The sequence below is a fragment of the Rhodococcus sp. Q1 genome (assembly GCF_004153645.1).
In the GTDB taxonomy this organism is placed as follows: domain Bacteria; phylum Actinomycetota; class Actinomycetes; order Mycobacteriales; family Mycobacteriaceae; genus Rhodococcus; species Rhodococcus gordoniae.
Window position 1 is genome coordinate 74724 of record NZ_SDMJ01000006.1, and the last position, 21319, is coordinate 96042.

15 protein-coding genes are annotated in these 21319 nt (G+C 69.1%); 10 read left to right on the forward strand and 5 right to left on the reverse strand.

Annotated features, from left to right (window positions below; translation table 11 throughout):
* Positions 1–12 precede the first annotated feature (12 nt).
* Together EQ874_RS17990 and EQ874_RS17995 are read right to left on the reverse strand one after the other, a co-directional pair.
* Positions 13–477, reverse strand: a complete 465-nt coding sequence (locus EQ874_RS17990) for a VOC family protein (protein ID WP_129977637.1) — start codon at positions 475–477, stop codon at positions 13–15.
* Between the two features lie 25 nt (positions 478–502).
* The gene (locus EQ874_RS17995; RefSeq protein ID WP_207213576.1) at positions 503–1333 is read right to left on the reverse strand and encodes a helix-turn-helix domain-containing protein; all 831 of its coding nucleotides are present in this window, start codon (positions 1331–1333) and stop codon (positions 503–505) included.
* A gap of 57 nt (positions 1334–1390) precedes the next feature.
* On the opposite strand from EQ874_RS17995, the gene EQ874_RS18000 reads away from it, so the two are divergent.
* The 7 genes from EQ874_RS18000 (at position 1391) to EQ874_RS18030 (ending at position 14700) form a co-directional block, all read left to right on the forward strand.
* Positions 1391–2125: a hypothetical protein gene (locus EQ874_RS18000; RefSeq protein ID WP_064064399.1), complete on the forward strand. Its 735-nt coding sequence runs from the start codon at positions 1391–1393 to the stop codon at positions 2123–2125.
* Positions 2126–2127: 2 nt separating this feature from the next.
* Positions 2128–2934, forward strand: a complete 807-nt coding sequence (locus EQ874_RS18005) for an alpha/beta hydrolase (RefSeq protein WP_129977638.1) — start codon at positions 2128–2130, stop codon at positions 2932–2934.
* A gap of 115 nt (positions 2935–3049) precedes the next feature.
* A complete protein-coding gene (locus EQ874_RS18010; protein ID WP_207213581.1) occupies positions 3050–4102 on the forward strand; it encodes an ATP-binding cassette domain-containing protein in 1053 nt (350 codons plus the stop codon).
* Entirely contained in the window at positions 4099–4878 is a 780-nt protein-coding gene (locus EQ874_RS18015; protein WP_129977640.1) for an ABC transporter permease, read from the forward strand. The genes EQ874_RS18010 and EQ874_RS18015 overlap by 4 nt, the downstream gene beginning before the upstream one ends.
* 76 nt (positions 4879–4954) lie before the next feature.
* Positions 4955–8791 carry an ABC transporter ATP-binding protein gene (locus EQ874_RS18020; protein ID WP_115311557.1) on the forward strand — a complete coding sequence of 1279 codons (3837 nt, stop codon included), beginning with the start codon at positions 4955–4957 and terminating at the stop codon, positions 8789–8791.
* Positions 8792–8994: 203 nt separating this feature from the next.
* Positions 8995–12738 (forward strand): multifunctional oxoglutarate decarboxylase/oxoglutarate dehydrogenase thiamine pyrophosphate-binding subunit/dihydrolipoyllysine-residue succinyltransferase subunit, encoded by a 3744-nt coding sequence (locus EQ874_RS18025; protein WP_084421811.1) that lies wholly within the window; start codon positions 8995–8997, stop codon positions 12736–12738.
* 168 nt (positions 12739–12906) lie between these two features.
* Complete coding sequence (locus EQ874_RS18030) at positions 12907–14700, forward strand: thiamine pyrophosphate-requiring protein (protein ID WP_129977641.1); 1794 nt, start codon at positions 12907–12909, stop codon at positions 14698–14700.
* Here EQ874_RS18030 and EQ874_RS18035 read toward each other — a convergent pair.
* Complete coding sequence (locus EQ874_RS18035) at positions 14657–15334, reverse strand: TetR/AcrR family transcriptional regulator (RefSeq protein ID WP_064064406.1); 678 nt, start codon at positions 15332–15334, stop codon at positions 14657–14659. The two genes, EQ874_RS18030 and EQ874_RS18035, sit on opposite strands and share 44 nt — an antisense overlap.
* A gap of 70 nt (positions 15335–15404) precedes the next feature.
* On the opposite strand from EQ874_RS18035, the gene EQ874_RS18040 reads away from it, so the two are divergent.
* From EQ874_RS18040 to EQ874_RS18050, 3 genes are read left to right on the forward strand one after another with little or no spacing between them, the layout of a single operon-like run.
* Positions 15405–16967, forward strand: a complete 1563-nt coding sequence (locus tag EQ874_RS18040) for an NAD(P)/FAD-dependent oxidoreductase (protein WP_129977642.1) — start codon at positions 15405–15407, stop codon at positions 16965–16967.
* On the forward strand, positions 16964–17791 hold the full coding sequence (locus EQ874_RS18045; RefSeq protein WP_064064408.1) for an SDR family NAD(P)-dependent oxidoreductase: 828 nt from the start codon (positions 16964–16966) through the stop codon (positions 17789–17791). The genes EQ874_RS18040 and EQ874_RS18045 overlap by 4 nt, the downstream gene beginning before the upstream one ends.
* 8 nt (positions 17792–17799) lie before the next feature.
* Positions 17800–18711 (forward strand): alpha/beta hydrolase fold domain-containing protein, encoded by a 912-nt coding sequence (locus EQ874_RS18050; protein WP_064064409.1) that lies wholly within the window; start codon positions 17800–17802, stop codon positions 18709–18711.
* Between the two features lie 17 nt (positions 18712–18728).
* Here the strand turns inward: EQ874_RS18050 and EQ874_RS18055 are convergent, their stop codons facing one another.
* A complete protein-coding gene (locus EQ874_RS18055) occupies positions 18729–19679 on the reverse strand; it encodes a glycine betaine ABC transporter substrate-binding protein (RefSeq protein WP_129977643.1) in 951 nt (316 codons plus the stop codon).
* Positions 19680–19826: 147 nt separating this feature from the next.
* Positions 19827–21020: an NADP-dependent malic enzyme gene (locus EQ874_RS18060; protein WP_026003143.1), complete on the reverse strand. Its 1194-nt coding sequence runs from the start codon at positions 21018–21020 to the stop codon at positions 19827–19829.
* Positions 21021–21319: the final 299 nt, after the last annotated feature.

The window sequence follows — 21319 nt, forward strand, 5'->3', positions numbered from 1 at the left end:
CTGCGACGGTTCCTACGGCCGGCGCGGCCGATAGGTGCCGAGGCTCCAGTACACCCCGTGAGGGTCGCGGCAGGTGAACCCGTGCGAGCCGTAGTCCTCGTCGCGGAGTTCGACGGTCACGGTCGCGCGAACGGCCGTGTCGTCGGCCTGCGCCGAGGCGAGCACCCTCTCGTACAGGGCGTCGACGGTGGCGTCGTCGGGAAGCACGAGATAGGCGGTACCCGTGTCGGCGTGCTGGTCGAGCGGAGACCCGCGACCGGTCGATCCGAGCATGACGCCTCCGCCGTACGGCCAGAGCAGGGCTGCGTGGTCGACGCGCTCGCCCTCCCCGTAGACCTCCGTCCCGGCGAACCCGAGGGTGTCCACGAGGAAGCGGATCGCGCCCCGGGCGTCGGTGTAGGCGAAGCACGGCCACACCGAGTCGACGGTGGGTGTGACGGTGGCCGACTGCTGCGGGGAATTCGTTGTGTTCGTCATGCCGTCCAGTGTCGGCGCCGCCACCTCAGTCGTCTTGGACGAATGGGAACACTTCATCCTCGAGCCACCGCGACGGCGGCACGCCGGCCAGGTCGCGCCAGTCGCGGGCGAGGTGTGCTTGATCGTAGAAGCCGCAGACGACGGCGATGTCCGCCAGACGCCGGGTCGGATCGGCACGCAGCATCTTCCGGGACCGGTCGAACCGCGCTACCCGGGCCACCTCTTTCGGCGACAGCCCGAACTCGGCGGTGCACCGATTCGTGAGGTGGCGTCTGCTCCATCCGAGTTCGTCCGCGACGGCACGGACCGGACGGGCAGGATCGGACACCAGCACGTGCCAGGCGTGCGCGAGGTGCCCGTCCGGACCCGTCGACCGGGCAGAGATCAGGCGCCGCGTGAGCACCCGGTCGAGGACGGCGAACCGCTCGTCCCAGGACACGCACGCGGAGATCCGGTCGAACAACTCTCGCCCGTCGGCACCGATGACGTCCTCGAGGTCGACGGCCCACGAGCCGAGTGCGGCAGCGGGCACACCCAGCAGCGCGCGGGCACCCGCCGGGGTGAGGGACAGTTGCATTCCGTGCTGGCGCCCGTCGTGGACGATGGGCACGGGGCGCGTCGACAGACCTCCGGCGAGAGCATCGAAACGCTCCGGGGACCGCCCGTCGCCCCGGGAGAGTTCGACCGGCTCGGAGATCGTGAGGATTACGGTGACCTCCGGAGAGGGCATACCCAGGTGGGTCCCCGGCGGGAAACCGTCGAGCCGATACCCCTCGTACGACCGTACGTAGGGTGTCAGCACGGGCGCCGGACGCCGCCTGGCGCCGTCCGACACCCCGACTGCGGACCCGGTCATGGCACCAGCGTAATGAGAGCAGTCCGGAAGACAAGAGCACCGGAGAACAGGGGCACGATGAGCAGCAAACCAGGCATCGCAGAGGCCTTCATCGTCAAGATGCTGGACAACGGCGCGAAGCTGCAGGGACCTGCGGTGGCGAAGTACGTCGATCTCATGCGTCGCGCACATCCCGACGAGTCCCCGGCGCAGATCATCGAGCGGCTCGAGAAGCAGTTCCTGCTCAGCGTCACGGGCAGCGGGTCGGCGGCAGGCGCGACCGCGGCCTTCCCCGGCGTCGGGACACTCGCGGCCATCGGCGCGGTGGGCGCCGAGACGGCCTTCTTCTTCGAGGCGTCCGCACTGCTCACCCTGGCCATCGCATCGGTGCACGGGATCGAACCCCACAACCACGAACAGCGCCGTGCGCTGGTGCTCGCCGTCTCCCTCGGTGATGCCGGCCGGGAGATCGTCGCGACCGCGACCGGCGCGTCGCTGCGCAACTGGCCCAAGGCACTGACCACCGGCACGGGTGGCACCCAGCTGAAGACGCTGAACAATTCGTTGGTCAAGAAGTTCATCCGCCGGTACGTCGCGAAGCGGAGTCCGTTGCTGATCGGCAAGCTCGTGCCCGCGGGTATCGGTGCCGCCATCGGTGGTGTGGGTAACCGCGCGCTGGGCAAGCGCACGATCCAGCACGCGCGCGACGCCTTCGGCCCTCCCCCGCCCGCGTGGCCCATCGCCCGTCCCGTCCTCCCCGTGAACGGAGAGGCACCGGTCCTCGACGCCGGGGTTCCGGTATCGAAGGACTGACGGTGTCCGCCGACGGGAAGGTGTACGTCCGGGAGTCCGGTGCGGGAGCGCGCACCGTCGTACTGCTGCACGGCTTCTCCGACCACGGTGGTACATGGTGCAAGGTCGCACCGGCGATCGCCGAGCGTCACCGGGTGCTCACGGTCGACCTGCCCGGTTTCGGGCGCAGCGCGCAGCACTGGGAGACACCGGTGCTCGACCACTACGTCGACATCGTGGCCGAACTCGTCGACGACGTGCCCGAGCCGGTGTCGCTGGTCGGGAACTCGCTCGGTGCGGTGACGGCGCTGGTGTTCGCCTCCGTCCACCCGTCCCGCGTCGATCGTGTGGTGCTCGCCGACATGCCGGGGCTCGCCGGGATCCCCCGGTGGTGGACACGCGGCGCACGCATGCCGGTCGAGCTGTCGCGCACGTTGCTGCGTCCGCTGCCCGTCGCGGTGATGCAGCAGGTCATGGGCACCCTGTACGGGCGTGCGGCGGTGCATCGACGGGGCACCTTCGACCGGGCCGTGCGCACGGCGTTCGCGGCGAACTACGCGACGCGCGAGCAGGTCGACACCCTGCTGACGGTCGGCCGGCACGCCATCGGCGAACTCGGCCGGCTGCCGATCCCGGAGATGGTGCACGCCCTCGATATGCCGGCCCTGTTGGTGTGGGGTGCGCGCGACCGGCTGACACCCGCTCACGCCGCGCGGCGCGTGCAGGCCGGCGGCAGGAGACGAGTCGTGATCATCCCCGATGCCGGGCACTGCCCCCAGCTCGACGCCCCGCGCGAATTCCTCGACGCCGTCCTGCCCTTCCTCGGATGACCCGTAAGCTCACGGCGACCGCGGCACGAGCCGCACCCACATCTCGACGACGCGGGGGTCCGTATCCGTGACAGCACCGTCAGCGCAACCGCCGTACGGCACACCCGATCCCCGGGTGCCCTCGGGGGCGCCCGGCGCGGGGATCGCCGTCCACGGCCTGAGCAAGGCGTTCGGCGACCACGCGGCCGTGTCGAATCTGTGGTTCACGGTTCCGCCCGGGTCGATCACAGGTTTCCTCGGTCCCAACGGATCGGGTAAGACCACCACACTCGGCATGATGCTCGGTCTCATCCGGCCGAGTGCCGGCAACGCCGTCGTCGACGGCGTGCCGTTCACGGCCCTGCAGCAGCCGGCGCAGGTCGTCGGTGCCGTGCTGGACGCGCGCAGCGCCCACCCCAAGCACCGGGCGCTGACGCACCTGCAGATCTACTGCGCCGCGATCGGTGTGCCCGACGAGCGGGCGCAGCAGAAGCTCGACCTCGTCGGCCTCGGATCGGTCGCGCGACGCCGCATCGGCGAGTTCTCCCTCGGCATGCGGCAGCGACTCGCCCTGGCGACGGCGCTGCTCGGGCAACCGCGTTATCTGGTGCTCGACGAACCGGCGAACGGACTCGACCCGGAGGGCATGGCCTGGCTGCGTGACTTCCTCCGCGCCTTCGCCGGCAACGGTGGGACCGTGCTGATCTCGAGTCACATCCTGCGGGAGGTCGAACAGATGGCCGATCGTCTCGTGGTCATCGCGAACGGGCACCTGGTCGCGGAGACCTCGATGACGGACCTGCGCGACACCTACCGCTCGCGGGTGTTCGTCGCGTCCTCCGACCCCGCCCGCCTCGCGACGGCGCTCGCCGCAGCGGGGCACACCGATGCCCAGGTGCAGCAGGACGGACGGCTCGCGGTGGTCGGTGCTGCTCCCGACCGCATCGCCGAGATCGCCGGAACCGCGGAGGTGACATTGTTCGGCACGAGTGTCGAGCACGTCGATCTCGAGCAGGTGTACCTGGCGATGACGGCGGGTCGCTACGCGGCCGCTCCGGTTGCGCAGTACCCGGGGCACGGACCCCACCGACCCCAGGCCCAGCAGTACCCGCAGGCCCAGCAGTACCCGCAGTCGCAGTGGGGACAGCCGAACCGACCGCCGACCGGACAAGGAGGCCCCACCGCATGACCGCGCTTCTCACCGCCGAGTTCCGCAAGGTCCTGAGCCTGCGCTACTGGTGGATCCTCGGCATCGCACCGCTGATGGTGGGCCTGTTCTGCGGGGCGCTGACACTGCCGGTCGCGCGGCAACTCGAATACGGCTTCGGCGACGGTGTCGCCGAAGCCGTCGCCGCCGCGGTCGGCATCTCCCTCGCCCTGTCGCTGGTCTTCCTGTTCGCCGCGATCTTCGGCGCGGTGGCGACCGGCAGCGAGTTCGCGCACCGCACGATCATGACGACCTTCCTCACCACGAGCGGCCGCGATCGGGTCGTCGGTGTGAAGCTCGCGACCGTTGCCGTGATCGGATTGCTGTACTGCATCGTCACGGAACTCGCGGCGGCCGCGACGCTCGTGCTGTTCGGAGGCGGCTTCGAGGGCGCCGACCTCGGATCGGTCGTCCAGGTGCTGGGCATCGGCCTGTTCTGCGCGCTGATGTGGTCGCTCATCGGAGCCGGGCTCGGCCTGCTCACACGGTCCACGACGGGCAGTGTGCTCGCGATCTGCGCATGGGTGCCGTTCGGTGAACTGATCGTCTCGCTCGTCCTGCACGGTCTCGGTCTCGGGGCACTCGCGTCGTACCTGCCGGCACAGGCCACCTGGTACGTGCTGTTCTCGGCGGTGTCGATGCCCGAGGACGTGACGCTGGAGATGACGTGGCCGCTGGCACCGCTGGTCCTGGTCCTCTGGACCGTGATGCTGGGCGGTCTCGGCTGGTGGCGGACCCGAACCGCCGACATCGTCTGACGCACCTCCCTGCGCAGCGACCGTCTGCGACCGGCTCCGACCCGGTCTGTCGTCGCGCGGCGCTAATGTCGGTTCGATGGCACACGACCCGATTCCGCGCACACCGGGATGGATTTCCCGGCTCGTCGCCGAATGCCTGAAACACCGCAGAACAGCCGTGGGGGCGCTGGCCGTCACCGTGGTCGCCGCCCTGATCGACATCACCTTTCCGCTGCTGACGAAAGTCGCGGTCGACAGCGCGACCGGACAGGGCGAGGTGCCCGCCGACGACCTGCGTCTGATCGGTCTCGCCGCGGGGGCGATCGCGGCCGGCGCGGTGATCCGGTTCGGCTGCCAGTACGGGCGGCGCATGCTCGCCGGACGCCTGTCGCTCGACGTGCAGCACGACCTGCGGTTGCGTCTGCTCGGCTCGCTCCAACGTCTCGACGGCCACGGTCAGGACCGCATCCGCACCGGTCAGGTGGTTTCGCGGTCCATCACCGACCTGCAGCTCGTCCAGGGTCTGCTCGCGATGGTGCCGATGTCGGCGGGAGCGCTGCTGCAGTTCGTGCTCGCGCTGGTGATCATGATGTCGCTCTCGCCCCTGCTCACGCTGGTCGCGGTGGTCACGGTCCCGATCATCGGCGGCCTCGTCCGGGTGGTGCGCCCGAAGCTGTTCGCCGCGACGTGGTCGGCGCAACAGCGCGCGGCCGATCTCGCCCAGCACGTCGAGGAGACCGTCACCGGGGTGCGGGTCGTGAAGGGATTCGGCCAGGAGTCCCGCGCCGTCGACCAGCTCGAGGAGCACGGTCGCCGGTTGTACGCGGAGCGTCTGCGCGCGGCCCGGATCAATGCGTGGTTCTCGGCACCGCTGGGTGCCATCCCGCAGTTCGGGCTCGTCGCCACGATCGCGCTCGGCGGCTGGCTCGCCCTCGACGGTGGGATCACCGTGGGTACCTTCGTGGCGTTCACCGCCTATGTGGCGACGATGACGGCGACGACCCGCACGCTGTCGCAGGTCGTGATCATGGCGCAGTTGTCCCGCGCCGCCGTGGAGCGGGTGTACGAGGTGATCGACACCGAACCCGACGTCGCCGATCCCCCGCATCCCGTCGCGCTGCCCGACGGTCCGCTCGGGGTGCACCTGAAGGATGTGACGTTCGGTTTCGACGACGACCGGGACGTGCTGCGCGGGCTCGACCTGGAGATCGCACCCGGCGAGACCGTCGCGATCGTCGGTCCGGCGGGCTCGGGCAAGACCGTTCTCTCGCTGCTGCTCCCCCGTTTCTACGCGCCACGCCACGGGTCGGTGTGCCTGACCGCCGACGGGCACGACATCGACGTCGCCACCCTCCGCGCCGACGACCTGCGCGGTGCGGTCGGTCTCGTCTTCGACGAGCCGTTCCTGTTCTCCGACTCGGTCGCGTCCAACATCGCGCTCGGCCGGCCCGACGCGTCGGACGACGAGATCCGGGCCGCTGCGGCAGCGGCGCGCGCCGACGACTTCGTCGACGCGCTGCCCGAGGGCTACGACACCGTCGTCGGCGAACGCGGCCTGACGCTCTCCGGTGGGCAGCGACAGCGCGTCGCGCTGGCACGGGCCCTGCTCGTCGATCCGCGGGTGCTGATCCTCGACGACGCCACCTCCGCGGTCGACGCCGAGACGGAGGCCGCGATCTACGGCGCGCTGCGGGCCGGCCGGCGACGCACGACGCTCGTGCTCGCCCATCGGCGATCGACGCTCGCGCTCGCAGACCGGGTCGCCGTGCTCGACGACGGGCGCATCGTCGACATCGGGACGGTCGACGAACTCGACGAACGCAGTCCCGTCTTCCGGCGTCTGCTCTCGACCGACGAGGACGTCGTGCCGGATGCGGAGCGTCCGGTGGCGGCCGGCGAGTTGTGGCCGGAGGGCCACGAGGACGAGCCGTCCGGCGCCGTCGTCGACACGGCGGCCCCCGGTGGTGGTCGTGGCGGACCGGGGGGCGGTGGTCGCGGCGGACCGATGCCGGGGGCGCTCGGCGCGGTGGCCCCGACACCGGAACTGCGCGCCGCGGTCGCGGCCCTCCCCCCCGCCACCGAGACCCCGGGGAGCGATCCGGCCCTGCAGTCCGACTCCCTGCGCCTGCCCGACCCGCAGTTCCGGTTGTGGACGACGCTGCGCCCGGTGCGTGCCCTGCTCGCGCTCGTCGTGCTGTGCCTGGCGGTGGAGTCGCTGACGAGCATCGCGTTCCCGTCGCTCGTGCGGTTCGCCGTCGACCGCGGGGTGACCCCGGGCGAGCCGTCGCGGTTGTGGCAGGCGACCGCCGCGGGTGTGGTCCTCGCGCTGCTCGGCTGGATCGCGGTCGCGATCCTCACCGTGCTCACCGCGCGCGCGGGCGAGCGGGTGCTGTTCGGGCTGCGCGTGCGCTCGTATGCACACCTGCAGCGACTCGGACTCGACTATTACGAACGCGAACTGTCGGGCCGGATCATGACCCGGATGACGACCGATGTGGACGCGTTGTCGCAGTTCATCCAGACCGGCCTGTCCACCGCGGTGGTGGCGGTGCTGACGCTCACCGGCATCTCGGTCGCGTTGATCGCGACCGATCTGTCCCTGGCCCTGGTGGTGCTGGCGGTGCTGCCCGTCCTGGTGGTCGCGACCTTGTGGTTCCGGAAGATCTCCGGGACGGCATACGCGCAGTCCCGCGAACGCATATCCGTGGTGAACGCGGATTTCCAGGAGAACGTCACGGGTCTGCGCGCCGCGCAGGCCTACCGCCGGGAGGAGACCGCCGCCCGTCGTTTCGCCGAGCGCGCGGAGGCCTATCGGCGCAGCCGCCTGCGCTCGCAACGGGCGATCTCGCTGTACTTCCCGTTCATCACCTTCCTGTCCGACCTCGCGCTCGCCGCAGTCGTCTTCGTCGGGGCGCGCGAGGTGGCGTCGGGTGCGGTCGGCCCGGGTGTGCTGATCGCGTTCGTGCTGTACCTGAACCTGCTGTTCGCACCCATCCAGCAGTTGTCGCAGGTCTTCGACGGCTACCAGCAGGCGAGGGTGGGTCTGCACCGGATCGGCGACCTCCTGCGGACCGAGAGTTCGCTCGAGTCGGCGCAGGAGGGCACGGTGGCCGTCACCGGGCACCTCCGCGGCGACGTCCACCTGAGGGAGGTCGGTTTCCGGTACCGCGAGGCCGAACGCGAAGCCCTGAGCGGGGTGGACCTGAGGATCCCGGCCGGGTCGACGGTCGCTCTGGTGGGCCGGACCGGCGCCGGGAAGTCGACGGTCGTCAAGTTGCTCGCGAGGTTCTACGACCCCACTTCGGGCTCGGTGCGGGTGGACGAGACCGATCTGCGCCGGTACCGCCTGCGCGACTATCGCGGCCGGCTCGGCGTCGTTCCGCAGGAGGCGCACCTGTTCACGGGCACGGTGGCGACCAACATCGCGTACGGCCGGCCCGACGCATCACGCGAGGAGATCGAGGCTGCCGCGCGGGCCGTCGGGGCGCTCGACATGGTCGCGGGGCTCTCCGGCGGCATGAATCATCCGGTGGGTGAGCGCGGGCAGGGTCTGTCGGCGGGCCAGCGGCAACTCATCGCGCTCGCGCGCGCAGAACTGGTGGACCCCGACCTGCTGCTGCTCGACGAGGCCACCGCGACCCTCGATCCCGCCACCGAGAAGGCGGTGCTCGAGGCGGGTGCGCGGGTGGCGCGTTCGCGAACGGCCGTAGTGGTGGCGCACCGTCTCGCGACCGCCGCTCGCGCCGATCTCGTGGTCGTCATCGACGACGGCCGTATCGTCGAGTGCGGGCCCCACGACGAACTGCGCCGAGCGGGAGGTCTGTACACCACTTTGTGGCAACTCGCTACCGGTGGTCTCGTTCCGGAGGAGCCCGAGGCCTTGCTCACATCTGCAACGGAAGGATCGAACATGAGATCGTCCTCACGTTTGTAACGGGGTGCGCGCTGCGCCGATGCACCTTTGAGGGAATAATCGGCTCTCGAGAACCGTCATCGATGGAGACCCCATCGCACCAGATTGTGAGCTAGCCCACCGACATGAGCGGTCAGTTCGGATCGTCACATGCCACGGGCTAGCCTCATATTCACAGGCGCTCCGATCGGGTACCGAAGAAAGAAACGAGGCGAACAACTGCCGTGAGCAGCAGCTCTACATCACAGTTCGGACAGAACCAGTGGTTGGTTGACGAGATGTACCAGCGCTTCCAGGACGACCCGTCGTCCGTGGACGCGAGTTGGCACGAATTTCTGACCGACTATTCGCCGGAAGCTGCGGTGGCCGGAGGTACCAACGGCTCCGACACCGCCACGACCGAGAAGCCCGCGCCGAGCACCGCATCTGCGCCGAGTTCCTCCGCTTCGGCCCCCACCGAGCCCGCACCGAAGGCCCAGGCCGCGCCGGCGAAGCCCGCACCGAAGGCCGAGACCAAGCCTGCAACCCAGCCGAAGGCCCAGGCCGCGCCGGCGAAGCCGGCCCCGAAGCCGGCAGCTGCCCCGTCGGCCCCGGCCGCCGAGGAGAAGAAGGTTCTGCGCGGCGCCGCTGCTGCCGTTGCGAAGAACATGAACGCCTCGCTGTCGATCCCGACGGCCACCAGTGTTCGCGCGGTCCCCGCGAAGTTGATGTTCGACAACCGCATCGTCATCAACAACCATCTCGCCCGCACCCGGGGCGGCAAGGTCTCGTTCACCCACATCCTCGGTTACGCGATCGTCCAGGCGGTCAAGGCGTTCCCGAACATGAACAACCACTTCGCCGAGATCGACGGCAAGCCGAACCTGGTCGTGCCGCAGCACACCAACCTCGGTCTCGCCATCGACCTGCCGGGCAAGAACGGCCAGCGTTCGCTCGTGGTGGCCGCCATCAAGAACTGCGAGACGATGAACTTCGCGCAGTTCTATTCGGCCTACGAGGACATCGTGCGCCGCGCCCGCGACGGCAAGCTCACCGGCGACGACTTCTCGGGTGTCACGATCTCGCTGACCAACCCGGGCGGCATCGGCACCGTGCACTCGGTTCCGCGTCTGATGCAGGGCCAGGGCGCGATCATCGGCGCCGGTGCGATGGAGTACCCCGCCGAGTTCCAGGGCGCGTCCGACGAGCGGATCGCCGAGATGGGGATCGGCAAGCTGCTGACGCTCACCTCCACCTACGACCACCGCGTGATCCAGGGCGCGGAGTCGGGTGAGTTCCTGAAGAAGATCCACGAGCTGCTCATCAGCGACGACTTCTACGACGGCGTCTTCCACACCCTGCACATCCCCTACGAGCCGGTCCGCTGGCGCAAGGACGTGCCGGAAGGCCTCGTCGACAAGCACACCCGTGTGCTCGAGCTCATCGCCGCCTACCGCAGCCGCGGCCACCTCATGGCCGACACCGATCCGTTGCAGTTCGTGCGCGACAAGTTCCGCTCGCATCCCGACCTCGACGTCACGACCCACGACCTGACACTGTGGGATCTCGATCGCGAGTTCAACGTCGGCGGCTTCCACGGCCGCCAGAAGATGAAGCTGCGCGACGTGCTGTCGGTGCTGCGCGACGCGTACTGCCGCCACGTCGGTGTCGAGTACACCCACATCCTCGAGCCCGAGCAGCAGCAGTGGCTGCAGGAGCGCGTCGAGGCGCACCACGTCAAGCCGACGGTCGCCCAGCAGAAGTACATCCTGAGCCGCCTCAACGCCGCCGAGGCGTTCGAGACGTTCCTGCAGACCAAGTACGTCGGTCAGAAGCGCTTCTCGCTCGAGGGAGCCGAGTCGGTCATCCCGATGATGGACGCGATCATCGACCAGGCCGCCGAGCACACGCTCGACGAGGTCGCCATCGCGATGCCGCACCGTGGCCGCCTGAACGTGCTCGCCAACATCGTCGGCAAGCCGTACTCGCAGATCTTCTCCGAGTTCGAGGGCAACCTGAACCCGGCCGCAGCTCACGGTTCCGGCGACGTGAAGTACCACCTCGGCGCCGAGGGCACCTACATCCAGATGTTCGGCGACAACGACATCAAGGTCTCGCTCACCGCGAACCCCTCGCACCTCGAGGCGGTCAACCCGGTGCTCGAGGGCCTCGTCCGCGCCAAGCAGGACATCCTCGACAAGGGCGAGGACGGCTTCACCGTCCTGCCGCTGCTGCTGCACGGCGACGCTGCGTTCGCCGGTCAGGGTGTCGTGGCGGAGACCCTCAACCTCGCACTGCTGCGCGGCTACCGCACCGGCGGCACCGTGCACATCGTCGTCAACAACCAGGTGGGCTTCACCACCGCGCCGGAGCACTCGCGTTCGTCCGAGTACTGCACCGACGTGGCGAAGATGATCGGTGCGCCGATCTTCCACGTCAACGGCGACGATCCCGAGGCCTGCGTGTGGGTCGCGAAGCTCGCCGTGGACTTCCGCGAGAAGTTCCACAAGGACGTCGTCATCGACATGATCTGCTACCGCCGTCGCGGTCACAACGAGGGCGACGACCCGTCGATGACCCAGCCCGCGATGTACGACGTGATCGACACCAAGCGCAGCGTCCGCAAGAGCTACACCGAGGCACTGATCGGCCGCGGCGACATCTCGCTCAAGGAAGCGGAAGACGCCCTGCGCGACTACCAGGGACAGCTCGAACGCGTCTTCAACGAAGTCCGCGAACTCGAGAAGTACCAGCCGGAGCCGTCGGAGTCGGTCGAGCTCGACCAGACCCCGCCCAAGCGTCTCGACACCTCCGTCGACCGTTCGGTGCTCGAGCGGATCGGCGACGCCTTCGCCGAGGCACCCGAGGGCTTCACCGTCCACCCGCGCGTCAAGCCGGTGCTCGAGAAGCGTCGCGAGATGTCGCGCAACGGCAAGATCGACTGGGCGTTCGCCGAGTTGCTCGCGTTCGGTTCGCTGGCCGAGGAAGGCGCCCTGGTGCGTCTGGCCGGTCAGGACTCGCGTCGCGGCACGTTCACGCAGCGCCACTCGGTCATCATCGACCGCAAGACCGGCGACGAGTACAGCCCGCTGGCTTCGCTGGCCACCCAGGCCGGCAACGGCGGTCGCTTCATGGTCTACGACTCGGCGCTGACCGAGTTCGCGGGTCTGGGCTTCGAGTACGGCTACTCGGTGGGCAACCCCGACGCGCTCGTGCTGTGGGAGGCGCAGTTCGGCGACTTCGTCAACGGTGCGCAGTCCATCATCGACGAGTTCATCTCGTCCGGTGAGGCCAAGTGGGGGCAGCTCTCCGACGTCGTGCTGCTGCTGCCGCACGGCCACGAGGGCCAGGGTCCCGACCACACCTCGGGTCGCATCGAGCGCTGGTTGCAGCTGTGCGCCGAGGGCTCGATGACGGTCGCGGTTCCGTCGACCCCGGCGAGCTACTTCCACCTGCTGCGTCGTCACCACCTCGACGGCATCCGGCGCCCGCTGGTGGTGTTCACGCCGAAGTCGATGCTGCGCAACAAGGCCGCGGTCAGCAACGTCGAGGACTTCACGCAGGGCAAGTTCCGTTCGCTGCTCGAAGAGGTTCCCTACGAGGAGGGCACGGCCGACCGGTCGAAGGCCACCCGCGTGCTGCTGACCTCCGGCAAGATCTACTGGGAGCTGCTGGCGAAGAAGCAGAAGGAAGGTCGTGACGACGTCGCGATCGTGCGCATCGAGCAGCTGTACCCGGTGCCGCGTCGTCGCATCGCCGAGACCCTCGAGCAGTACCCGAACGCGTCCGAGTTCTTCTGGGTGCAGGAGGAGCCGGCGAATCAGGGTGCGTGGCCGTTCCTCGGCCTCGCCCTGCCGGAACTGCTGCCCGAGAAGCTCAGCGGGATCAAGCGCGTGTCGCGTCGTGCGATGTCGGCACCGTCGTCCGGTTCGAGCAAGGTCCACGCTGTCGAGCAGCAGGAGATCCTCGAGAAGGCCTTCGGTCGCTAGAAGCCCCGTTTCGGACCCTTCGGGCCCGTGACGGTTCTCATGTGAGCCGGGTCGGTCGTCCCCTTCAGGGGCGATCGACCCGGCTCACGCCTTTTCCGGGGTGTTTCGGCCCGGACGTGACGGGCACCCTTCCGGAGACCCCCGATCGCGTCCTGCGAGGAGCTACCGATGGCGAACCGGACCGTGGCCGACTACCTGTTGCACCGCCTGCGCGAATGGGGGGTGGACCACGTCTTCGGCTATCCCGGGGACGGCATCAACGGGATTCTCGCCGCCTGGACCCGCACCGGCAACGATCCGGTCTTCGTGCAGTCGCGGCACGAGGAGATGAGTGCCTTCGAGGCGGTCGGCTACGCGAAGTTCACGGGCAGGCCCGGGGTGTGCATGGCCACCTCGGGCCCCGGCGCGATCCACCTGCTCAACGGGCTCTACGACGCGAAACTCGACCACGTGCCGGTGGTGGCGATCGTGGGCCAGACCGACCGCTCGGCGATGGGCGGGTCGTACCAGCAGGAAGTGGACCTGCACACGCTGTACAAGGATGTGGCGTCGGCCTTCGTGGAGACGGTGACGGTGCCCGAGCAGTTGCCCAACGTCCTCGACCGGGCGATGCGCACCGCCATCGCGTACCGCACGCCGACGGCGGTGATCATCCACGGCGACGTGCAGGAACTCGACTACGCCCCGCCCGGCCACGAGTTCAAGATGGTGCCGTCGAGCATCGGTTTCGACCGGCCCCGCGTCGCGCCGGACGACGACGCGATCGCACGTGCCGCCGACGTACTCAACGCGGGGAACAAGGTCGCGATGCTCGTCGGCAGCGGTGCTCGCGGCGCCCGGGCGCAACTCGAGCAGGTTGCGGATCTGCTCGGCGCGGGAGTGGCGAAGGCCCTGTTGGGCAAGGACGTGCTGCCCGACGACCTGCCGTGGGTCACCGGATCGATCGGACTGCTGGGAACCCGCCCCACCCACGAGATGATGACGGAGTGCGACACGCTGCTCATCGTCGGCTCGAGTCTCCCCTACAGCCAGTTCCTTCCGGAATACGAGCAGGCACGCAGCGTGCAGATCGACATCGACGCGCGCATGATCGGGATGCGCTATCCGAACGAGGTCAACCTCGTTGCCGATGCCGAGGCGGCGCTCGACGCGCTCATCCCCCTGCTCCGGCGTAAAGAGGACCGTTCGTGGCGCGAAGGCATCGAGCAGAACGTGCAGCGCTGGTGGCAGATCATGGGGCAGCAGGCCGAGGTGGAGACGGAGTTCGTCAACCCGCTGCGGATGTTCGCCGAGGCCTCACCGCGGCTGCCCGACAACGCGATCGTCACCGCCGATTCGGGTTCGGCCGCCAACTGGTATGCGCGCCAACTGCGGTTCCGCGGCGACATGCGCGGTTCGCTGTCGGGCACCCTCGCGACGATGGGACCGGCCGTGCCGTACGGAATCGGCGCGAAGTTCGGGCACCCCGACCGTCCGGTGATCGCCTTCGCCGGCGACGGTGCGATGCAGATGAACGGCATGGCCGAACTGATCACCATCCAGCGGTACCGGCAGCAGTGGGCGGATCCGCGGCTCGTCGTCGCGATCATCCACAACAATGATCTCAACCAGGTGACCTGGGAAATGCGTGCGATGGGCGGGGCACCGAAATTCGCGGAGTCCCAGTCGCTTCCGGACGTCGACTACGCCGCCTTCGCGCGCAGCCTCGGGCTGGGCGGCGAAACCGTGAAGTCCTCGGACGAGATGGGCCCGGCCTGGGATCGCGCCCTGGCTGCGGATCGTCCGACGGTGCTCGACGTGTACACCGATCCGGACATGCCGCCGATCCCGCCGCACGCGACGTGGGAACAGTTCACCGACGTCGCCAAGGCCGTCCTGTCCGGTGACGAGAACCGTTGGGGATTCGTGAAACAGGGCGTCAAGACGAAGCTGCAGGAGTACCTTCCCGGGCACGACCGCTGAGATCGCCCCCGGCGTGATCCTGGAGCGAATGTGCCGCCAGGGCCACGCCGGACAGCGCAGCGATGGCCAGCTCGACGAACTCGTCGCGGGTGAGTTCGGGGTCGCGCAGCCACGCGATGGTCGTGTCCTCGACGAAGGCCACCCACCCACGGACCGCGAGTCGCACGGCGGGGGCCGGTTCGATCCCGATGGCGGGCAGGTGCGCGACGGTCCGCTCGACCATCGCCGTGCGGGTGTCCTCGAACGCCGCGCGCATGTCGGGATCGCCGCTGGTGGCGCCGCGCAGGATCGACACGTACATGTCGCGGCGCCGGGTGACGTAGTCGACGTACGCGACGAGCGTGCCCCGCAGCATCTCGACGGGTTCGAGGTCCTCGTCCGGCGCGGTGTACTCGACGAGGTCCCGGCCGACACACCGCACGAGTTCGACGTGAAAGTCGTGCTTCGAGGCGAAGTAGTGGAACAGCAGGCCCTTCGAGACCCCGGCCCGGTCGGCGACCTCCTCCACGGAGATCTGCTCGAGCGGCCGCTCGGCGAGCAACTCGAGCCCCTGTCCGATCAGCTGGGCCCGGCGTTGCGCGGGACCGAGGCGGGTCCGGCGGGGTTCGGGACTGTCTTCTGCCACGCCCCCCATGCAAACACCGTTATTGAATTATGGTCAACAAGTGTTGACCAGGTCACTGGAACGCTCTAGCCTCAAGTACATGAGTCTTCCGGTTACAGATACCGTCGCCGACGCGAAGATCCGTCAGGTCGACACGCTGATCATCGGCAGCGGGTTCGCCGGGCTCGGTGCGGCCATCCGACTGTCGCAGGCAGGCAAGGACTTCCTCGTACTCGAACGCGCGTCCGAGGTGGGCGGCACCTGGCGCGACAACACCTACCCCGGCGCCGCGTGCGACGTGCCGTCGAATCTCTACTCCTACTCCTTCGCCCTCAACCCGGGCTGGACGCGCTCGTTCTCGCCGCAACCGGAGATCCAGGAGTACATCCGCTCCGTCGCCGACCGGTACGACGTCCGGCGCCGCACCGTCTTCGGATGCGACGTGCAGTCGGCCCGCTGGAACACCGCGACGCACCGCTGGGACGTGTCCACCACACGCGGGCGGTACAGCGCCAAGGTCATGATCTCCGCGGTGGGCGCACTGTGCGAGCCGTCGCTGCCCGACATCGAGGGCATCGCCGGCTTCGAAGGCGAGATCTTCCATTCGGCCCGGTGGAACCACGACGCCGATCTCGCCGGCAAGCGGGTCGCTGTCATCGGCACCGGAGCCTCCGCCATCCAGATCGTGCCGGCCATCGCGGGCACCGTCGGACACCTCGACGTCTACCAGCGCACGGCACCGTGGATCCTTCCCCGCTTCGACCGCGAGTACACCGCGCCCGAGCGATTCGCCTTCCGGTACGTCCCCGGCTTCCAGCGCCTCTCGCGTGCCCTGCAGTACACCGCCCGTGAGACCCAGGTCGTGGGCCTGGCCAAGGCACAGGCCTTCATGAAGCCGCTCGAACTCGCCGCGCGCCTCCAGGTCCGCCGGCAGATCCGCGACAAGGAACTGCGACGGAAGGTCACGCCGAACTACGGCATCGGCTGCAAGCGCATGCTGATCTCGAACAACTACTATCCCGCGCTCGACCGGCCGAACGTCGATCTCGTCACCGACGGCATCGCCCGCGTCACCCCGCGCGGCATCGTCACGAAAGACGGCACCGAACGCGAGGTCGATGCGATCGTCGTCGCGACCGGCTTCCACGTCACCGATTCCCCGACCTTCGCCGGTATCTTCGGCAAGGACGGCCGTTCACTGGCCGAGGTCTTCGACGAGACCGGCATGCAGGGGTACAAGGGCAGCTCGGTCGCCGGTTTCCCCAACCTGTTCTTCCTCGTCGGCCCGAACACCGGACTCGGCCACACCTCGATGGTGTACATGATCGAGTCGCAGCTCGGCTATGTCGTCGACGCGATCCGCACGATCGACCGCAATCGCATCGGCACGGTCGAGGTCCGCGAGGACGTGCAGGACGAGTACAACCGCGAGCTGCAGCGCGCGATGCGCTCGAGCGTGTGGAACAACGGCGGGTGTGCGAGCTGGTATCTCGACAAGCACGGCAACAACACCACGCTGTGGCCGGGATTCACCTTCGAATTCCGTCGCATCACAAGGCGATTCGACCTCGACGCGTACCGCAGCGTTGCCGGGTCGGATCTCCCCGTCGCCACCGACCGTCCCGCGCAGGAGCGCACGTCCCGAGAGGCAGCAGTTCGATGAGTGATGTCGCAGGCCGGGTCGTGGTCGTCACGGGAGCGGGTTCCGGGATCGGGCGGGCCCTCGTGCTCGCCCTCGCCGCCGAGGGCGCCCGACTGGCGATCTCGGACGTCGACACCGCCGGACTCGAGGAGACCGCCCGTCGCGCACGGGATCTCGGCGCCGAGGTGAAGGCCGACCATCTCGACGTCACCCAGCGGGAGAAGGTCCTCGAGTACGCCGAGCAGGTCGCCGCCCACTTCGGTGCGGTCCACCAGGTGTACAACAACGCGGGCATCGCCTATCACGGCGACCTCGAGCGCACCGAGTTCAAGGACATCGAGCGCGTGATGGACGTCGACTTCTGGGGAGTCGTCAACGGCACCAAGGCTTTCCTGCCGTACCTCATCGCGTCCGGTGACGGCCACCTGATCAACGTCTCGAGCCTGTTCGGCCTGCTGAGCATCCCGGGCCAGGCGGCATACAACTCGGCGAAGTTCGCGGTGCGCGGCTTCACGGAGGCGGTGCGGCAGGAGATGCTCGTCGCCCGGCATCCCGTGCAGGTCACGTGCGTGCATCCCGGTGGCATCAAGACCGCGATCGCGCGCAACGCCGCCGTCCCGGACGGCGACGACCAGGCGACCTTCGCGGAGTTCTTCGACCGCAAGCTCGCGCGCACGACCCCCGAGGACGCGGCGAAGACCATCCTCGCCGGTGTGCGGAAGAACAAGGCCCGCGTACTCGTCGGCGCCGACGCGAAGCTGCTCGACGCCTTCGTCCGTGTGGCCGGACCGGCCTATCAGCGTGTCGTCGCCACCGTGACCTCCCGGGTCGTGCCGAAGGGATAGGCTGCGGCATGCCTCCGACACCCCAGTTGTCACCGCGGGTGGCGCGTACCGCGCTGCGGCCTCTCTTCCGTGCCCTGCTGTCACCGCGCTGGTCGTTCGCCACGCAACGCCGACTGCTCGACCTCGCCGCGCCGTTGCAGTTCCTCCCGAAGGACACCGTGGTGCGCCCGATCCGTCTGGCGGGACGCCCCGCCGAGCGGATCACCGTGGGCGCCACCGAGCGAACCACCGCGATCCTGTACCTGCACGGCGGCGCGTACACCGGTGGATCGCTCGCCACACACCGCTCACTCGCGGCGCATCTCGCCGCGGCGGCGGAGTCGGCCGTGTACGTCCTCGACTACCGGCTCGCTCCCGAGCATCCCTATCCGGCGGCGCCGAACGACGCCGAAGCGGCCTATCTCGAACTCGTCGGCGAGCACGGCTTCGAGGTGTCGGGCACCGCGATCGCCGGCGACTCCGCCGGCGGTGGTCTCGCGGCGGCCACCGCGCGCCGGCTCATCGACCGGCACGCGATCACCCCGCCCGCGCTCGGGTTGCTGTCGCCGTGGACCGATCCGGCCGCCCGCGACCTGCCCGACGTGAACGACGTCGTCCTCAACAAGGGTTGGGTGTACTCCTCGGCCGAGGCGTATCTGGCCGGGGGCGATCCCACCGATCCCGGTTACGCGCCCATGCACGCCGATCCCACGGGGCTGCCGCCGACGCTCATCCAGGTGGGCACCGCGGAGATGTTCTACCCGCAGGTCCGGCGGTACGCCGAGAAACTCCGGACGGCGGGCGTCGACGTCACGTTCGTCGCGCAGCCCGAATTGTGGCACGTCGCGCCGTTGCAGGCGTCGCTCGTTCCCGAGGCCGCCGCGGCGATCAGCGACTTCGGTGTGTTCCTCCGGCAGCGGATGGGCACCCGCACGGGCTGAGCACCGGGCGTCCGCGATCAGCTGTGTTCGGCGAGCCATTCCTCGGCGACGGACCGGGGATCCTCGCCGGCGTCGAGTCGCGCGCGCAGTTCGGTGAGATCGCTCGTCGTCAGCTCTCCGGCGATGGTCCGCAACGCGTCGAGCTGCGCCTCGTCGAGGGTGCCCTTGCGGAAGACCGGGACGACGTTCTGGGCGGGCAGTACCGGTGCCGGGGCGTCGTCTGCCTTCGTGTCGTCCTGCGGGGCGCGGTCGGGTGCGTCGGGCACGGTGCTCACAGGCGAATCCGCATCGATCTCCGCGAGAGCGGGTGACGTCGTGGTGGTTCCGACGACGGTACCGGGTTCGGATGCGACGGCGACCGACTGCGCATCCTCGATCCGCCGTACCTCGCGCGGACGGCAGCCGGCGCGTTCGAGCGCGTCGAGTCCACCCGCGGAGCCGAAGTCCTCGGTCAGCGCGAACGTCAGCTCGGGGCACCGGTCGACGAGGTCGGCCACCCGGCTCACCGACCACTGCGCGAGCCGTTCGCGGTCGGCGAGCAGAACCGCGCGGTCCTGCGCCGACGCGTAATCGGAGATGGTCAGCTCGTCGGGCAGCGCCCGCGCGAGCGCCTCGAAGACGTCCTCTGCGTCGGTGGAGTCGGAACCCGGGTCGTAGGACGCGAGCAGACGTCCCGTGTAACCGGGGATCAGTGTGAGCTCGGCGGCGTCGAGTGCTGCGGGCGGATCGGCGACGCCGGAGCGCACCTGTACGTCGATCCCGCTGCCGCGCAGGGCTCCTGTGTACAGGTGCGCGAGCAGCTCCTCGTCGGGTCGCTCCCCCGCGCCGACGATCACCGTCGCCGACGGCGCCGCCCCGTCGAGGACGGGCGACGCGCATCCCTGGAGCACGGCCGCCACCGCGCATGCGGTGAGCACTGTCGCCGCGACCGGCCGGGTCGGTCTCGATTCGTTCGCCACGGCGGCCATTGTCGCCCACCGGGCTCCTGCCACCCGCGCCTGCCCACCCCCCGGCCTCCCCGGCCTCCCAACCGACAGGACGCCGAACGCCCCGGTCCGGAACCCTTGTGCGGTTCGGATCGGGGCGTTCGGTGCGATCTCGCCGGGAGCGAATCCCTAGTCGGCGACACCTTCGGCCTTCGCCGCGGCCGCGACGGCCTCGGCGACGGCGGGTGCCACACGCGGATCGAGCGGGCTCGGGACGATCTTGTCCGCGGCCAGTTCGTCACCGACGACCGAGAGGATGGCCTCGGCGGCGGCGAGTTTCATGCCCTCGGTGATGCGGCGGGCACCGGCGTCGAGCGCCCCCTTGAACACACCGGGGAAAGCCAGCACGTTGTTGATCTGGTTCGGGAAGTCGCTGCGACCCGTCGCGACGATCGCGGCGTGCTTGTGGGCGATGTCGGGGTGGATCTCCGGATCCGGGTTCGACATCGCGAAGATGATGGAGTCGTCGGCCATCGTCGCGACGATCTCCTCGGGCACGGTGCCCGACGACACGCCGAGGTAGACGTCGGCGCCGTCGAGCGCCTCGGTGATGCCGCCCTTGCGGCCCTCGGGGTTGGTGCGGGCGGCCAGGTCGGTCTTGATCTCGCCGAGATCGGTGCGGTCGGCGGAGATGATGCCCTTCGAATCGAGCACCACCACGTCACGCGCACCGGCGGCGAGCAGGATGTTGGTGCACGCCACGCCGGCAGCGCCGGCGCCGGAGATCACGATGCGCAGGTCGGCGATGTCGCGTCCCTGCACCTTCAGCGCGCCCTTGAGTGCGGCCAGGGCGACGATCGCGGTGCCGTGCTGGTCGTCGTGCATGACGGGGCAGTCGAGCGCCTCGATGACGCGCTTCTCGATCTCGAAGCAGCGCGGGGCGGAGATGTCCTCGAGGTTGACGGCACCGAAGGACGGACGCAGCCGGACGAGGGTCTCGACGATCTCGTCGGGATCGGTGGTGTCGAGCACCAGCGGAATGGAGTTCAGGCCGGCGAACTTCTTGAACAGCGCCGACTTGCCCTCCATCACGGGCAGCGAGGCGCGGGCGCCGATGTTGCCGAGACCGAGGACCGCGGTGCCGTCGGACACGACGACGACCAGGCGGTTCGTCCAGGTGTACCGGTCGACCAGGGTCTCGTCGGCAGCGATGGCGCGGCAGACCCGGGCGACACCGGGGGTGTACGCGATGGACAGATCGCGCTGGTTCTCGAGCGGCGCGGTCAACTCGACCGAGAGCTTGCCGTCGACGTGACCCGAGAAGATCTCCTCGTCCGTCAACTCGAGCTTCTGAGGGGTAGGTGCATCAGACACAATTGACACGATGACACTCCTGCGTGTGCCGAGTCGACCTCTGGACTCGGTGGCTGCGAAAACACCGCAGTCCCATGCATTTCACATCGATCCATGCATCGAGTCTGCAGCGCTTCGCCAAGGACATTGGTTGAAGCTTCCGGGCGCGATCACGACTGCCGCTGTACAAGGTTGTACGGCTTCCGGAACGTGATGGAGCCGGGGCGGGTGGCCCTGGCATCGAGCCCTGGGTGATCGAGCCCCGGGTGGGTCTGCCATCCTTCGTCCGAGTCCGGGGTATTCCGGCTTTCGGATTGCCGTAAGTTTGC

Coding starts and splice junctions, on each gene's coding strand:
- EQ874_RS17990 (WP_129977637.1), bottom strand. CDS start 477: ATGACGAACACAACGAATTCCCCGCAGCAGTCGGCCACCGTCACACCC.
- EQ874_RS17995 (WP_207213576.1), bottom strand. CDS start 1,333: ATGACCGGGTCCGCAGTCGGGGTGTCGGACGGCGCCAGGCGGCGTCCG.
- EQ874_RS18000 (WP_064064399.1), top strand. CDS start 1,391: ATGAGCAGCAAACCAGGCATCGCAGAGGCCTTCATCGTCAAGATGCTG.
- EQ874_RS18015 (WP_129977640.1), top strand. CDS start 4,099: ATGACCGCGCTTCTCACCGCCGAGTTCCGCAAGGTCCTGAGCCTGCGC.
- EQ874_RS18020 (WP_115311557.1), top strand. CDS start 4,955: ATGGCACACGACCCGATTCCGCGCACACCGGGATGGATTTCCCGGCTC.
- EQ874_RS18030 (WP_129977641.1), top strand. CDS start 12,907: ATGGCGAACCGGACCGTGGCCGACTACCTGTTGCACCGCCTGCGCGAA.
- EQ874_RS18035 (WP_064064406.1), bottom strand. CDS start 15,334: ATGGGGGGCGTGGCAGAAGACAGTCCCGAACCCCGCCGGACCCGCCTC.
- EQ874_RS18040 (WP_129977642.1), top strand. CDS start 15,405: ATGAGTCTTCCGGTTACAGATACCGTCGCCGACGCGAAGATCCGTCAG.
- EQ874_RS18045 (WP_064064408.1), top strand. CDS start 16,964: ATGAGTGATGTCGCAGGCCGGGTCGTGGTCGTCACGGGAGCGGGTTCC.
- EQ874_RS18050 (WP_064064409.1), top strand. CDS start 17,800: ATGCCTCCGACACCCCAGTTGTCACCGCGGGTGGCGCGTACCGCGCTG.
- EQ874_RS18055 (WP_129977643.1), bottom strand. CDS start 19,679: ATGGCCGCCGTGGCGAACGAATCGAGACCGACCCGGCCGGTCGCGGCG.